Origin of the sequence: Alloscardovia venturai, from assembly GCF_042676605.1 — a bacterium.
Taxonomy (GTDB): domain Bacteria; phylum Actinomycetota; class Actinomycetes; order Actinomycetales; family Bifidobacteriaceae; genus Alloscardovia; species Alloscardovia venturai.
Map to the genome: position 1 here is coordinate 776,778 of NZ_JBHTHQ010000021.1, position 15,464 is coordinate 792,241.

Annotated in this window: 11 protein-coding genes; 2 read left to right on the plus strand and 9 right to left on the minus strand. The window is 43.2% G+C overall.

All coding sequences use genetic code 11. The features are described from left to right. Positions 1–51: 51 nt before the first annotated feature. The 5 genes from ACFQY8_RS06725 to ACFQY8_RS06745 all read right to left on the minus strand — a co-directional run bounded on the left by ACFQY8_RS06725 (position 52) and on the right by ACFQY8_RS06745 (position 5,737). A complete protein-coding gene (locus ACFQY8_RS06725; protein WP_377939120.1) occupies positions 52–1,020 on the minus strand; it encodes a restriction endonuclease subunit S in 969 nt (322 codons plus the stop codon). 35 nt (positions 1,021–1,055) lie between these two features. Continuing rightward, complete coding sequence (gene xerA, locus ACFQY8_RS06730) at positions 1,056–2,024, minus strand: site-specific tyrosine recombinase/integron integrase (RefSeq protein ID WP_377939121.1); 969 nt, start codon at positions 2,022–2,024, stop codon at positions 1,056–1,058. Between the two features lie 73 nt (positions 2,025–2,097). Further along, positions 2,098–3,153, minus strand: coding sequence for a restriction endonuclease subunit S (locus ACFQY8_RS06735; protein WP_377939122.1), 1,056 nt, complete (start codon positions 3,151–3,153; stop codon positions 2,098–2,100). A gap of 22 nt (positions 3,154–3,175) precedes the next feature. Then, on the minus strand, positions 3,176–4,681 hold the full coding sequence (locus tag ACFQY8_RS06740) for a class I SAM-dependent DNA methyltransferase (RefSeq protein ID WP_377939123.1): 1,506 nt from the start codon (positions 4,679–4,681) through the stop codon (positions 3,176–3,178). Further along, entirely contained in the window at positions 4,682–5,737 is a 1,056-nt protein-coding gene (locus ACFQY8_RS06745; protein WP_377939124.1) for a Fic family protein, read from the minus strand. Between the two features lie 294 nt (positions 5,738–6,031). Between ACFQY8_RS06745 and ettA the strand changes: the two genes are divergently transcribed. Then, positions 6,032–7,711: an energy-dependent translational throttle protein EttA gene (gene ettA, locus ACFQY8_RS06750; RefSeq protein WP_377939125.1), complete on the plus strand. Its 1,680-nt coding sequence runs from the start codon at positions 6,032–6,034 to the stop codon at positions 7,709–7,711. Positions 7,712–7,976: 265 nt separating this feature from the next. Further along, positions 7,977–8,693 carry a MerR family transcriptional regulator gene (locus ACFQY8_RS06755; protein WP_377939126.1) on the plus strand — a complete coding sequence of 239 codons (717 nt, stop codon included), beginning with the start codon at positions 7,977–7,979 and terminating at the stop codon, positions 8,691–8,693. A gap of 181 nt (positions 8,694–8,874) precedes the next feature. Here ACFQY8_RS06755 and ACFQY8_RS06760 read toward each other — a convergent pair whose 3' ends face one another. The 4 genes from ACFQY8_RS06760 to ACFQY8_RS06775 all read right to left on the minus strand — a co-directional run bounded on the left by ACFQY8_RS06760 (position 8,875) and on the right by ACFQY8_RS06775 (position 15,370). Continuing rightward, positions 8,875–12,012, minus strand: coding sequence for a glycoside hydrolase family 3 N-terminal domain-containing protein (locus ACFQY8_RS06760; RefSeq protein ID WP_377939127.1), 3,138 nt, complete (start codon positions 12,010–12,012; stop codon positions 8,875–8,877). Positions 12,013–12,095: 83 nt separating this feature from the next. Further along, positions 12,096–13,484, minus strand: coding sequence for a GHKL domain-containing protein (locus ACFQY8_RS06765; protein WP_377939128.1), 1,389 nt, complete (start codon positions 13,482–13,484; stop codon positions 12,096–12,098). Between the two features lie 19 nt (positions 13,485–13,503). Continuing rightward, positions 13,504–14,259: a LytR/AlgR family response regulator transcription factor gene (locus ACFQY8_RS06770; protein WP_377939129.1), complete on the minus strand. Its 756-nt coding sequence runs from the start codon at positions 14,257–14,259 to the stop codon at positions 13,504–13,506. A 25-nt stretch (positions 14,260–14,284) separates the two neighbouring features. Further along, complete coding sequence (locus tag ACFQY8_RS06775; protein WP_377939208.1) at positions 14,285–15,370, minus strand: GHKL domain-containing protein; 1,086 nt, start codon at positions 15,368–15,370, stop codon at positions 14,285–14,287. Between the last annotated feature and the right edge of the window lie 94 nt (positions 15,371–15,464).

Consider the following 15,464-nt stretch of genomic DNA (forward strand, 5'->3'; position numbering starts at 1 on the left):
TGACAGTTAATGAACATCACAGTCCTCTACTATCATAAACCGAGTGCTGCATTAGATAACTTTTGATTTGTCAACTCGATGAACAAAATCAGTAAATTCTTTCTGATCATTATTATCAGGTATTAGAAAATTCAATTCCCGCAATATTTTCATCGTTAGATACTTTGTTAATCCCCCAAGCGACTGTTGTTGCAAATAGTCTAGTTTGTCCTCTAATTGATATTTAAAGAGTTCATAAGACCAATTCTGTTTTAACGATAAAACATAAGTTCTTTGATAAGCATTGAACTTACCCTTATAATGCTTAACATCATATTTACCTGCAGCATTGTTCCCAGCTAATAGCAACGCTTCTTGATCAAATGCATATTTATCAATTCGAAGTACTTCTTTTGAGCAAGTAAAGAATGGATATTTGCCAGCTTCTGTCGATGCATTCGAATCGAGTTTCCCAGTAGTAGCATTGAATACGTCATTCCAAGATAGAATAGGTAAATTTTTAAGATTTCTAAACGTGTCCCCAAACATTTCGACAAATCGGGCTTTAACGAGAGTATCAAGATAGTCGAGCTGTTGTTTCCGCTGCACTAACACTGTTGACAGTCCGTCTAATACCGACACTATTCTTGCCTGCAATTCAGCACTAGGGTATTTGATTTCAACTTCTCTCAACCATTTAAAGTGTCGGTTATATCCTGTATCGGGAATATGAGCGTTTTTTAACGCATAATACAGGTATTTATAATTCGTATTAGGCAACTTGCTATGCAAAATTTTTATACCGTCAGCACCTAAGAAAAACGGATTATCTACATACTTGATTACGCGTGTATGATCACCAAAAACTATCACGGGTACGTCCTCAAAAATTCCTTCTTGTTCATTGGTATAGCCTGCGACAGCATTATGACTTTGATCAATAATTGGGTACTTCCCTGAACCGAGGTACTCTGACGCTTGAATTTTTATTCCCAACTTTGTATCATCCTGGAAAATCTCATCAAACTTTAACCGTTCCATTTCATCCCCACAAATCTCAATTTTTCTGAGAAAAATTACGCTATAAATCGCCGATGTGACTCTTTCACATTATTTTGATTCACTATCGCATATTGCATCGTTGTATCAATCTGCGAGTGACCAAGAATCTTCTGAACCTGTTCAACCGGCATACCTTTGTCAATGGCTCGAGTTGCCATAGTTCGACGGAACTTATGTGGGTGTATTCTCTCCATCCCAAGTGCGCGACCGAGCATACGTAAGCGTACTTCCACTCCACTGATTCTCAGTCTGAGATGAGGATGATTCAGAGACACAAATAGCGCATTATTCTCATCTTGGCGAGTTGTCAAATATTCCTGAAGATGGATTTTCGTCTTAGCATCAAAATACACCCGCCGTTCTTTATCTCCTTTACCAAGAACCACACATTCTCGTTCATTGAAATTGATATCTTCAATATTGAGTCGGACGAGCTCTCCTACTCGCATGCCCGTAGAATACAGTAAATCAATAATTGCAACATCTCTAGGACAAACACACTCATCTCTGAGACGTTCAATATCCTCATCTGTAATGATGCTTTTTACAGTTTTAGTAGTCTTAATTTTGTGAATCCGCCGCATGGGACTTTTAAGGATATAATCTTCCTCCTCAAGCCAAGAGAAGAAACTCGAAATATTACGGCGAACGTTATCCACCGTAACTTTGCTGCAATTATTAATTTTCTGATAGTCAACTAGATACTGGCGAATCATTTCAGTGGAGATTTTTCGGATAGAATCCGTCAATTTACCGAGTAAATGCTCGATTGTTGCACGATAATACCGAATTGTACGTTCTGAACAACCCTCAATTCGCTTGGCGTTGAGGAACATATCTAGATATTCTCGATTATCGATTTGCTTCTGAAGCTTACGGTTCTCGCTCAGGTGCCGTACAAGTACTTCTTGCAGTCTCTTAAGCTGAGCAGGACTGAGCGCTTCCTCCATAGCATTGATGATGCTAGTAATCTTTTCTTCCATGCTGATTTACCTCCGTTGTAAGAAAGTAAATCAGCATCTAACTAATTCAGTTCTACTGAGATTTGCACCTTCTTTACTCGAAGTACTCTTGCATCAACGAATCAAACAGCATCTGAGCTTCATCCAATGCTTTCTGTACCGCAACTTTTGATTTGTCGACTTGTTTAACAAAATCGGCGAATTGGTTTTGGAGAGAAAGCGGCGGGATAGGTATCTTTATATTCAATAAGTCAGATTTAGTAAGACTCGGGATAGTAACCGTCTTATTCAAACTTTCAAAGTTATACATTTCACAAAAAATGTATAAATAATTTACATCAAGAACTTCACTATGAGGCTCTAACCCGAAAGCAGTATCAACATTCCAATATCTCTCATGCATTAACATCGGCTTATTTATATTGCCCTTTCTACCGATAACCACTGACTCTGCTTCAGTAATATATTCAATTCCTCTTCCTATAACGCCCCCACTTCCGCAGATAGCATATTCACCATTGGGCTGCTCAATTTTTTTCTGATTTCTACCATTCTTTATCAGCAGGACGTCACTCCACCGGTATTCTCTCCAACCATTTTCATTTGTGATTGGATCGCCGAACATTTCGACAAATCGGGCTTTAACGAGAGTATCAAGCTGAGTGAGCTGTTGCTGCCGCAGCTTTATCAACGTGCTTGCATAATTTAACACACCAGCTATTCGATTCTGCGAATCAATATCTGTCAGACGAAATGGCAGAGAATCGAATACTGGTCTCGTCAAATGTCGCATAGTAGCACCATGAGCCGAAACGCCTGCTTTATTCAGGATTGTTGCTACTTGGTATACAAAGAAATCTTTATTAATCTCTAGCTTATTAAAAATAACCTTAAAAATATGCTGGTTAAGGACTGATCGCTCTTTCTTCCATACATACACGCCCAAGCTCGCTGACCATGAGATTAAGACGTCTCCAGGATTAACTTCATATTTGGAATCGAAATCACCCTCATAATAGTTAATCTCACGAGATTTCCCCGTTAAATTTTGAATACGAATAATTTCAACACCATTGTCCGCCCAATCTTCTGGTTTAAACGCATATCCATTTATATATGTAGCAACATCCCCAAGTTTTACGCGTTCCATTTTTATCCCCACAAATCTCAATTTACAAGTTCAATAGTTTCTCTAGCTCATCCATGTTTTGGTTAATTTCTTTTTCCAGACCACGAATGTTTGCCATGATTTCTTCTGTTGGTGGATATTCCACTGGCGCGTATTCAATCTTCTTGTACTTGTTGATGCTCAAGTCGTAGTCGTTATCAGCAATTTCTTGCTTTGGCACGAAGAAGGATTGATCAGTGCGGTCGCGGTCTTTTTCTCCATCGAGATTGTGGAAACGCTCAATGATGTCAGGAATATCGTTATCCTTCACAGTTGTTCGCTTATCATCTAAGCTAAAGCCATCCGCTTTCATGTCATAGAACCAGACATTGTCTGTTCCACCATGACCAGTCTTAGTGAAGATGAGAATCGCTGTGGATACCCCAGCATAAGGCTTGAAGACCCCTGAAGGCATGGAAATCACGGCTTCAAGACGATTATCCTCAACAATTGCCTTACGAATACTTTTGTGCGCTTTAGAAGATCCAAAAAGAACGCCATCAGGAACAATGCAAGCGCAACGTCCACCTACTCGAAGCATACGTTGGAAAAGCGCGAGGAAGAGCAATTCGGTTTTCTTCGTTTTGCATACCTTCAAGAGATCTTCGGAGACGGAATCATAGTCAAGACTTCCCTTGAAAGGTGGATTTGCAAGGATGAGTGAATACTTTTCCTTGTCAGGGTTCTGATCGGACAGACTATCACGGTATTCAATAATTGGATTCTCTACACCATGGGTCATCATGTTCATGGCACCAATACGCAACATAGTGCGGTCCATATCAAATCCATGGAACATATGATTCATGTAGTGATCTTTATTCTGCTTATTAAAGAACACTTCTTCTTTACGATTTTCCTTGAGATAATTGCTTGCAGCCACAAGGAAGCCAGATGTTCCGCATGCAGGATCACAAATTATCTCATCTGCCTTTGGCTCCATAAGATCCACCATCATACGAATAATATGGCGCGGAGTTCTAAACTGACCATTTACGCCAGCCGTAGATAGCTTGGATAGCAGATATTCATAAATATCACCACGAGTATCGGTTTCTTTAATCTGCGACATCTGTTCGTAAATGCCGTCCATAGATGTGACAATCTTCTCAAGCAAAAGAGGCGTTGGAATCTTGAAAATTGCATCTCCCATATATTTGGAATATGCACTTTCCTTATCACCATGCAGATTCTTCATAAATGGGAATACCCAATCCTGCATAGTGCTATACATACGCTCTGCAGGAAAGTCATGGAAAGTGCTCCACTTCAGCTGATTACCATCGATTGAGCGATCTCCAATTTGAACTTCATGCGCAAAAACACTCTCATGAGGGAGCCCCAACATCGCAGCTTCCTTTGCATGAACATTATCTGCATCATCCAAGTCATGGATAAACATGAGATAAGTCATCTGTTCTACTACTTCAAGTGGATTCGTAAGTCCACCTGTCCAGAAGATTTCCCACAAGCTATCAATTTTGCTTTTCAGTTCACCTGTAATCATCATTTACTCTCTTTCATTCCAGGTGTAGGAGGTATATCTTCCTCCACCAATTTTGATAATTTCATTACGGTCGAGCATGTGTTTCACTGCTCTTTGAACAGTTATCTTGCTAATATCAGGACACTCCCGCATTATTTCAGCAATTGTTATTTTGCCTAGATGAGCTTTGATAATTCCCCTCACCCGATCAGGCTTAGTGACTTCCCGATCAGCAATGAGCTCTACGCGTTCAGAAAAATCTCTGTATGCAGCAACAATGATGCCGAGCATGAAACTGACGAACGGTTCATAATTATTTTTTCCCTCATGCCATCCCATGGAGGAATCATAGAGAACTTCATAGTAAGTTTCCTTATTGTCAGCAATCAGTTTTTCTATACTGACATATTTACCTACGAAATATCCCGAACGATATAGCAATAGCAACGTAAGAATTCGGCTCATTCGCCCATTACCATCGTTGAATGGATGAATGCACAGAAAGTCTAAAATAAACATTGGAATGAGTATCAATGAGTCGAGCTCACCCTGAGCTGCGGTTTCATTGTATGACTCACATAATTGTCGAACATAATCTGGTGTCTCCCAAGCATGGACTGGTTCAAAACGAACTCTGCGAGAACCATCAGAGGATGTTTCGGCAATCACATTATCTGAGTCTTTAAAGTTGCCTCCGATAGACTTTCCAGAGTATCGATACAAATCTCGATGAAGCTGCAAAATACTCCCCGATTTCACTGGGATATATTCGTAGCTTTCATGAATCGTTGTTAGAACATCCCTATATCCCGCGATTTCCTTTTCACTCCGGTTTTTAGGCATGGTTTTATCACGTACAAGTTTTGCCAAGCGATCTTCTGTAGTAACAATTCCCTCAATGCGATTCGATGCTTCCGTACTCTGAATTTTGGCTACTTCAAGTAAACTAGATAACTCATCATCTCCAACACCCTCGAGGAGAGCATGCCGACCTCTAAACTCATGAAGTTTTCCTAAGAGCGACACAATTTCAGGCGTTAACAACTTTGAGTATTCAGCTTGATAATCAAAGACTCGCACATCTCCTCCTTTTCACTTCATTCGTTATGCAACAGCTTCTTAACACATTTCAATATAGTCATTATTGACTAATTTGATGTAGTTAAAGTATAACACATTTTAATTACATCATTTTCTCTAATTTTGATGTAATTGAAAGGGAAAATGATGCTTTTGAGAAAGCTTTACCGATTCCTAGAAGACACTATGACCTGTCTTTCTTTTATGAGAAAATCGTGAGTAATGTGTGCTCTCAAGAAAGCGCGTAATTTCACCGCTTTTCAGCACTCCACGATGATTAACGAATAGGACATAATGGCAGAGTTTATTTATCAGATGAACAACGCGCGCAAGGCGTTTGGCGATCGTGTGATTCTTGATAACGTCACTTTGAGCTTCATCCCTGGCGCAAAGATTGGCGTTGTAGGCCCTAACGGCATGGGTAAGTCCACCTTGCTCAAGATTATGGCAGGCACCGAAACCTTATCGAACGGCGAAGCAGGTCTCACTCCCGGCTATACCGTAGGCATTCTGCAGCAGGAGCCGCCTCTCGATGAAGACAAGACAGTTATCGAGAATGTGCGTGAAGCGTACGGCGACCTCTACGCAAAGATTAAGCGCTTCAATGAAATCGGTCTCGAAATGGCAGAGCCAGATGCTGATTTCGACACATTGATGGAAGAGATGGGCAAGCTCCAAGAGGAAATTGATGCCAAGGATGCGTGGGATCTCGACAACCAAATTGAGCAAGCAATGGATGCTCTCCAGTGTCCCGACCCAGACTCTCCTGTAAGCGTTCTCTCCGGTGGCGAGCGTCGCCGTGTAGCGCTATGCAAGCTTCTCCTTGAAGCTCCAGATTTACTCCTGCTTGATGAGCCTACCAATCATTTGGATGCTGAATCCATCCTTTGGCTTGAACAGTTCTTGCACACCTACCCAGGTGCCGTACTCGCTGTAACCCACGATCGTTACTTCTTGAACAACGTAGCTGAGTGGATTTGCGAAGTAGACCGCGGTCAGCTCTTCCCATACAAGGGTAACTACACCACCTACTTGGAGAACAAGGCAAAGCGTCTTGAAGTTCAGGGGCAGAAGGATGCGAAACTCGCTAAGCGTCTCAAGAATGAGCTTGACTGGGTTCGTACTTCTCCAAAGGGTCGTCAAGCAAAGAACAAGGCGCGTCTCGAACGTTATGACCAGATGGAAGAAGAAGCACGTCGTTCTAAGAAGCTTGACTTCTCCGAGATTCAGATTCCAGCTGGTCCACGTTTGGGTTCCACTGTTTTGGAAGTCAACCATCTACACAAAGCATTTGGCGATCGCGTACTTATCGACGACTTGAGTTTTACTTTGCCTCGAAACGGCATTGTTGGCGTTATTGGTCCTAATGGCGTAGGTAAGTCCACGCTCTTCAAGACTATCGTCGGTCTTGAAGAGCCAACGTCTGGCGAAGTTAAGGTTGGTGAGACGGTTAAGATTTCTTATGTGGATCAGAATCGTGAGGGATTGGATCCTAATAAGAACCTGTGGGAAGCCGTCTCTGGTGGGCTTGATTTTATTGAGGTCGGAGGCGTCGAAGTTCCTACTCGAGCTTATGTGGCGAGCTTCGGTTTCAAGGGTTCTGACCAGCAGAAGCTCACTGGTGTGCTTTCTGGTGGTGAGCGCAATCGTTTGAACTTGGCTTTGACTTTGAAGCAGGGTGGTAACCTGCTCCTGCTTGATGAGCCTACAAATGATTTAGATGTGGAAACCTTGGAAAGCCTTGAGAATGCTTTGGAGGCGTTCCCTGGATGTGCAGTGGTTATATCCCATGATCGTTGGTTCCTTGATCGCGTAGCAACTCACATTCTCGCGTGGGAAGGTGATGATGAGAATCCTGCAAACTGGTATTGGTTTGAAGGCAACTTCCAGGCATATCAGGAGAACAAGATTGCTCGTCTCGGTGAGGAAGCTTCAAAGCCTCACCGCATTCATCGCAAGCTCACACGCGCTTAAAATTTTTGATAACGTTTAGCGCGTATAAACAAACTGCCTCGGAACACTAGGTTTCGAGGCAGTTTTATGTAAACGCAACATTAAAACGAATAAGAATGTACACAGTCAATGTGAGCTCCCATTACTTCGCGACACGCCAGAAAAAATGATTCCGTTCTTCTTTTGACATTCCCCCAACGTCACACTTTAGATTATTTACAGAAGGAGTAATCAATACTAGTCACGTTTACAAATTCTCTCGAAAACAAACGTTACGGAGCTTTACATGTACACGATTAAAGACATGAGTCAGCGTACTGGCCTGTCAGCCAAGACTTTTCGTTACTACGATAAAATTGGTCTGCTTAAGCCTACGGTAATTGGTATGAACGGTTACCGATATTATGATGATTCAGTTTTTGACCGTCTTCATGCAATTCTTCTGTACCGCGAGTTGGAGTTCTCACTCACAGATATCAAAAGAATATTGGATGATCCTGGCTATGATCGTCGAACTGCGCTAAGTGATCAGATTTCCGTATTGGAAAAGAAAATTGCACATTTCGAATCAGTTCTCAATCAGGCCAGGCATCTGCAGAAAGGCGAAGAAACCATGGAATTTGACGTGTATAGTCAAGAAGAAATAGAAGCGTTGCAAGAGGAAGCAAAAAATCGCTGGGGAAACACAAGTGTTTACCAAGATTTTGAGAGTAAGTCATCGCATCCATTTGGCTCTGTAACAAAAGAAATGATGGATTTGCTTGCCCAATTTGGTCAGCTTAAAGAGTCCTCTCCACAAGATGAAGCAGTACAAGTTTTAGTGCGGGCATATCAAAATTATATTTCCGAACATTTCTATCCGTGCTCATCTGAAGTTTTGGCTGGTTTAGGAAAAATGTATCTCGAAGATAACCGTTTCAGCCAGGTAATTGATCAAGCTGGCGGCGAAGGAACTGCAAAGTTTGTCAGCGAAGCGATTCACGAGTATTGCAGGCATAACTAGTCTGTTGCAAAAACGGATAGGATATTAGGCACATCCATCCATATGGTCTGATGCCCTCTCTATCTCTCTCGTCTGCTTACTTTGCGCGAAATATAACATAAAAACGCAACGCAAAATGCAGTAGTGGGCCTCACATCGCGATGATGTGAGACCCACTGTATAAATGCATCCTAAGTACAAATCAGGCTTTCTTTACAGCACCCGCAGCAGCTGCCTTCTTCGCCGCAGCACCCGCAGCTTTTCTCAAAGCACGACGCTCTTGGCGCTTTGCCTTCTTTGCTGCCTTACGCACATTGACACGGTCAACAGTCTTTGGCAGATGACGCCACACGCTAAAGAACAGCAACAGCAACACGAGAGCATAGAGCACGACACGCAGTGTAGTAGCAATCGTGAGTAAGCCATTGCTGCTCTTGAACTTACTACCTGGCATTGCTCCGTTCATGGCACGCGAGTTTGCCACAGTATACAGGTAACGGTGAGCCGCAGCACGCGCGTATGGATACACGTTCGGATCAGCTACATTCAATGTTTCGCCTGTTGGCTCCTTCGCATTGAGCAGCTTAATATCAGCACCCGCCTGAATCATCTGCTTAGCACTCATGAACACGCCGGTGTTAGCATTATCCGTAATAATTGCACCGTTGAAGCCCCACTCACCGCGAGCAATGCCGGATATGAGATTATAGTTTCCACCCGTCCATGTTGCACCAGCACGGTTGAACGATGTCATGATGCCGCGAGTTGCGCGCATGGTGGTGACTGCTTGGGAATAGCTACCATCATCGTTCTTCTTGAGATACTTGATCTTATTTGTTAGCTTGAGGTTATCCTCAAATGGCTTCAAATAAATCTCGCGTGCCGATTGCTCGTTAAGCCATGTCGCAAGGGACATTTGACCGTTACGGTCGCCACGGTGATCTTCCTGATCGTTAAACGCAAAGTGCTTCACGTAGGTGTAAATACCATTATCAGTTAGCACCTGAATTTCCGGCTGAGACATCAACGATGTCAGCACTGCATCTTCTGAGTAATATTCACCATTACGGCCAGAGAATGGCGTACGGTGAATATTCATCGAAGGTGCATACATGCCAGCAACCTTGCCCAGCAATGCCTCATCAGATCGAAGCTGGCCGAATTCTTTAGCAAGCTCAGTGTTATAGGTTTGTGCGAGCACCATAATGTTTGGATATCCGAAACTGATTGCTCCATAAACCCAAGAACTTGCAGAATCTGCCTCATAGTTGAATGGAGAGTTGATAGACTCAATTGGCGATACACCGTAGCCAGAGTTGCCGATAAGTTCCTTATATTCAGCTTCGGTAAGCTGATCAAGCAAAGCATCCCATGCCTTATCATTGAAAGAAAGGCCACGCATTTCAATCAAGGTCTTGCCGTTCTTCTTACCGAAAACTGGTGTAGCAGACTTGATATTCGTATTTCCAGAAGCATGATCCTTAAGCTTTGTGAGCAAAGAATCAGATGCCTTCTTAGAATACGTGTAAGACTTCCCATCCTTACCATTGATTTCATTACCCCACGTAGAAATCTTGGTCGATGCCTTACCATCATGAGTTGGGAATGTTCCCATCCAATCATTACGGGTTAGGTAAGTTACATCACCGCGAGCAGAATCGAGCTGATTCGTAATCTTTGTACCAGTGACGCCGTCCTTCGCATAGGTGGTTGTATCTGTCGTCGTATTGGATGGAGTGTAAACCTGCACAGCAGATGCGTCGCCCGCAGAAGTCATACCGTCAGCAATCGTCTTACCCGCACGTGCGAGGAAGTTATTCGTTGCATCGTGAGCATTGGCTGCGTCAGTGAAGAGGTAATCTCCAGCATCCAGAATGTAAGTCTTTGCGCCGTTTGCATCATATGCCTTGAGCAAATCCTTCTTAATAGTTACCTTGACTGTCTGAGACTGACCAGGTTTGAGCTCGTTTGTCTTTGCAAAACCGACGAGCTGTGATGCAGCTTTTTCTACACCATTCGTCTTGTCATAATCTGTGTATGGAGACTGCATATAAATCTGAACAGTGTCTTTACCAGTCACCTTACCTGTATTCGTTACGGCTGTAGTTGCTTCGAGCGTCTTGTCATCTACTGAGCGCACAGTAAAACCGCTATGCGCGAAAGTGGTGTATGACAATCCATAACCAAATGGATACACAACCTGATTTGCATAGGTGTAGTCACCTGGATTGCCCTGGTTCATCACCTTATCAAAGTAACGAGTTTCGTAGTAGCGGTACCCGACGTAGATGCCCTCTTTGTAAGAGACATAATTATAGTTTGTGAATTTGCCTTTTGCATCGGTGTATTCAAAATCACCAAAATTCTGTGCCGCTGGGGATTGCAATGCATCAGCCTCGAACGTATCTACAGTTCTACCGGATGGGTTAATTTCACCGTTAAATACCTTGCCGACACCATCATTAAAGCTCTCCGCAAGAACAACTGCTTTGATATGCGGGAACTGCTTTACCCAGTCGAGTTGCAATGCAGCGTTCGAATTTACAAGAACCGTAACAGACTCAAAATTATCGTTAAGGTACTTCAAAAGTTTAAGTTCTGTTGAATCTGGTTCGAGATAAGATTTCTTCTTATCCGCTTCACTCTTCGCATGGTTATACATAGAACGCGGCATGTCACGGCCTTCACCTGCTACGCGAGACCATACAAAAATAGGAGTTGTTCCCTTTGCAGAGTCAAGCACACCATCCGCAGATTCAAGTTTGCTCAGCGGCATCTCGTTGATGGCGAAGTCTTCTCCATCACCAAAATTCACTGATCCAGCACTGAGCCCATACTTTTTCGCGTCATCGGAATTATAGAAGTCCCAAATTTTCGCATTGACCTTAAATCCTGCGCGAGTGAAAATATCTTTAAGTGTGTTTGCGCTGCTCCCCCCAGCAAGAGCGGCCATAGGACTTCCCGCTGCTTGGCGGCCAGAAGAATTAACTGAGAAGAAGCTAACCTTTGACCCTTTTGCTAGCGGCAAGGCGTTATCATCATTCTTCAGCAGAACCGTACCCTCGCCGGTAATGCGGTTTGCAAGATCAACTTCTGCTGCCTTAATAGACTGCTCTGTATGCTTGGCCTTGTAATAGTTCAGATCTAGACCTGCAGTTTTTGCTTGTGAGTTGTCGACAGTATTGTTGAAAAGACCGACAAGGCTGCCAATCATCTTATTGTTTTGAACAGTAGTAATCGCGCCAGCACCTGCAAATAAACCAGCAGCAGCGACTACTGACACCACCGTTTTAATAACGCGACCGACTCGCCCCTTCGAACGAGGAATACCTGTACCCATTTCTCCTCCTTGATCATGAGTGTACGAATCTAGTTTCGTACTTTTGCCGTCAAAAAAAGAGAAAATTACGCCATCTGTATTGACTATTTCGTGAATGGAATAGGAATTAAAATTGTCAACTCAAATATGTGGTCTTTTGCAGTAAAAGTCATGCGGCCATCATATTCATCCACAACGTAGTGCATCGATTGCATACCGAAGCCATGCTCGATGCGACTACCCTTAGACGTCTCCAGAACGTCGTCGGCACGTCGAATCTCGCCATCAAACTGGTTAATCTCATTTATGAGAACCATCCCACCTTGACGCGAAATTTGCAGTGAAATCGTTTTGCTGAGCGTATCGGATGCTATATCTTCTACTGCTTCAACAGCGTTATCCATGATATTGCCCACAAGCGAGTAGATATCAGCATCTTCCATGAACTGCAATACTTTTCCATCTACAAGACATTGCAAGCCGATGCCACGCTGAGCACAATATAAGCTTTTATCATTCAAAATCGCATCGACTGCTTCTGACCCAGTGTCAAAGATCGCATCGTACATTTTTAATGTGCCGTCAAGAACTCTCTGTACTCGTGGCGATTTTTCAAGGTTTACAGCATTATCAGTAGAAATAATCTTCTTTAAGTCATGCATCTTCATATTGATAATGTCACGATATTCCTGGCTTAATTCATAATGTTGCTGCTGGCGGCGATTAATATCATGCATCACTTCCACCTCGCGAAGCAAACGATTACGGGATGAGACTACAAGCAGTGTGGTGAGAACAGCCACAGAGCACACTGCATCATAAATAAAAAGCAAAAGTCCGTAGCCGCGGAATAAATCAATATGATTTTCGATTAAATATCGATTTCGAATCAGCCCCGTTCCAATACCATTAGCAAAAATCACAAAAGCAAATACTGCAATACATACGGCAATCCACCATTTGCTACTGCGCACTGCATCTTCATTAACAAGGGTTTTCCGCCCCATAAACCACCATACCAACAACGAAGTTATGAGATAAACAAAGAAAACCATCACCTTAAAATATGGATTGAGGAAATACCGTCCTTGACTGTCTCCCGTAAACAGTATTCCTAAAATCTGAACAATGTCAGCCACCACATGTTCCAACGAATATCCAATCGCCGCCGTCACTGTTACGATGAGCAACGACGACCGTGTAACAAGCCACAATCCCGCAATAAGCAGCACAAGTTCTGCGATCAACGGAAAGTAGCTAACATCCTTTACCTGCCCATTACCGACATTGTATATAACAGGCCCATTGAGCACAGTGGTGAAACATAAAAATGCAACGAACAAAAGCCATCTCCACTGATTTCCGCTCCATTCGCGCCACAGCAATGCTTTTGAGAAGACCAAGACACATCCACACAGATAGACGGTAAATGTTGAGGGAAAGACTAAAGCCCACAGTGATCCCGGCCACAAAAAATCAAGCAAAGTTTGCACAGTTTGGTCCTCTCCCTATTTATTGTGCAGACTTCGCTGCAAGAAGTGTATCGAGCACATGAGCTTTCTTGTTTCGGCTCATTTCAACGTGAAATTCATGTGCGCACGCATCCGTAAGCATGAGCTCTCTCTCAGCAAATCCAGTAACATAATGCAAATTCACCAGCGCATACCTATTGCACTGCACAAAATTGACATTCTCAAGTTGCGCTGCGAAATCTTTCAGTGTGCCCCACATTGTTTGTGTTGTTCCGTCGTTTAAGTGTATAAAAACCATATGGTCACGCACTTCCATGTACACCACATCTTTTGAGGAGACAAAATGTGTTCCGCCACTTGACGGGACTGTTAAAGTCACCTCTCTCGAGCGCGCATATGCATGAGTCATAGCACGTTTCATCGTCATCGCAAATGTTGCATAGTCAAATGGTTTAATAAGATATCCCACTGCACTCACTTCGTAGCCGCGTGCTGCAAGTTGAGCTACTTTCGTGGTGAATATCAGAATGGAATCATTGTGGCTTGCACTTTGTTCACGATATTTTGCCGCAGCGGACATACCGTCCATACCGTCGCCGCAGCCACCTGGCATCTCGATATCCATAAAAATGATATCGAAATTATGGGAAAGGGCAGCGTCAAGGAACGCCTGAGCATTTGTGTAACGCTCAACAGTATAAGAGATTCCATTTTCCTGGCTCATATATCTCTCGATGGCAGCATCCGTTGCTTGAGCATCCTGATAAGTATCTTCAACGAGTGCAATGCGAAACATTTCCGGCTCCTATCCCCCTGCCCTACTACTCAACTTCCCCATGCGGCGTTGGAATAACGATGCGAATTTCAAAAATTTTATCCTGCTCATCTACATGCACGACTACTTTTCCGCCGCGCTCATGAGTGGTCAGTTCAATTGATTTCATTCCATAGCCATGGAAACGTTTATCTTTTTTAGAGGTAACCAGCAAACCAGTATCTGGCGAAATAGTAACCTCATGAGCAAAGAAGTTTGAGGATTCAATAACCGCATACCCGCCTGCTCTGTGACAGTTAAGCTCTATGACTCGTTGAGTATCGCTCAGCTGCACGTCTTCGCTCGCTTCAATCGCATTGTCGAGAACGTTTCCTAAAAGTGCTGAAATCTCAGACGGCTCTAAAAAGTCCAGACTCTTGCCATCGACAATCGCATTCAGAACGATACCATGTGCAACACAGTATAAACTCTTCTCTGTCAAGAGTGCATCGATGAGATCGTTACCTGTTTGGTAAATCGAATCATAGATATGAATAGCATTCTCCAACTCCTGCATAGAGTTCATCGGTGGTTGAGAATTCATGTCTAGCGATTCACTCTTACATGTATGCTCCATTTTCTGCATTGTAGAGCGTAACTGCGCGATCCCCCTACGTACATCATGAAACTTTGCATTCACAAGTTCCATATTTTCACGGCTCATATCGTAGTGCCTCATTTTTGCTTCATTGAGGTGAGTAAGCATATCGAGCTCACTCATCAATTTATCTTGTGTAGACACCAGCAGCAGTACAGACATTCCCAGCAGTGTGCACAAGAAATCAAGCATTCTAAACGCAATCTGCGTGGACAGCGGAATCACGTAGAGTCGTTCGTCGAGAGAAAGAACCATATTAAACACGATGGCACAGAAAAGCACAAAAACACTGAGCCACACCCACCGTTGAGACTTTCTCACTGACTCTATGCGAATGTCGAAACGCGGAACAAGCCATTTATATGCAGCACCATAAATCACAACAAATATGAGTACCCGAATGATGAGCGCCGCTGTTTCAGGAGCTGAAATCAACGCAAGAGTGCTTGACTCCACAGCAAATCCCATATGTTGAAGCCCGTATCCCATCGCCATAGTCACAAACGAGACAATCCATGGGACGTCATAAAGCTGACATAGTATAAAAGTCAGCGAGAGCGCAAAAATGCAGTAAACTACACACATCACA

Coding starts and splice junctions, on each gene's coding strand:
- ACFQY8_RS06725 (WP_377939120.1), bottom strand. CDS start 1,020: ATGGAACGGTTAAAGTTTGATGAGATTTTCCAGGATGATACAAAGTTG.
- xerA (WP_377939121.1), bottom strand. CDS start 2,024: ATGGAAGAAAAGATTACTAGCATCATCAATGCTATGGAGGAAGCGCTC.
- ACFQY8_RS06735 (WP_377939122.1), bottom strand. CDS start 3,153: ATGGAACGCGTAAAACTTGGGGATGTTGCTACATATATAAATGGATAT.
- ACFQY8_RS06740 (WP_377939123.1), bottom strand. CDS start 4,681: ATGATGATTACAGGTGAACTGAAAAGCAAAATTGATAGCTTGTGGGAA.
- ettA (WP_377939125.1), top strand. CDS start 6,032: ATGGCAGAGTTTATTTATCAGATGAACAACGCGCGCAAGGCGTTTGGC.
- ACFQY8_RS06755 (WP_377939126.1), top strand. CDS start 7,977: ATGTACACGATTAAAGACATGAGTCAGCGTACTGGCCTGTCAGCCAAG.
- ACFQY8_RS06760 (WP_377939127.1), bottom strand. CDS start 12,012: ATGGGTACAGGTATTCCTCGTTCGAAGGGGCGAGTCGGTCGCGTTATT.
- ACFQY8_RS06770 (WP_377939129.1), bottom strand. CDS start 14,259: ATGTTTCGCATTGCACTCGTTGAAGATACTTATCAGGATGCTCAAGCA.
- ACFQY8_RS06775 (WP_377939208.1), bottom strand. CDS start 15,370: ATGGCGATGGGATACGGGCTTCAACATATGGGATTTGCTGTGGAGTCA.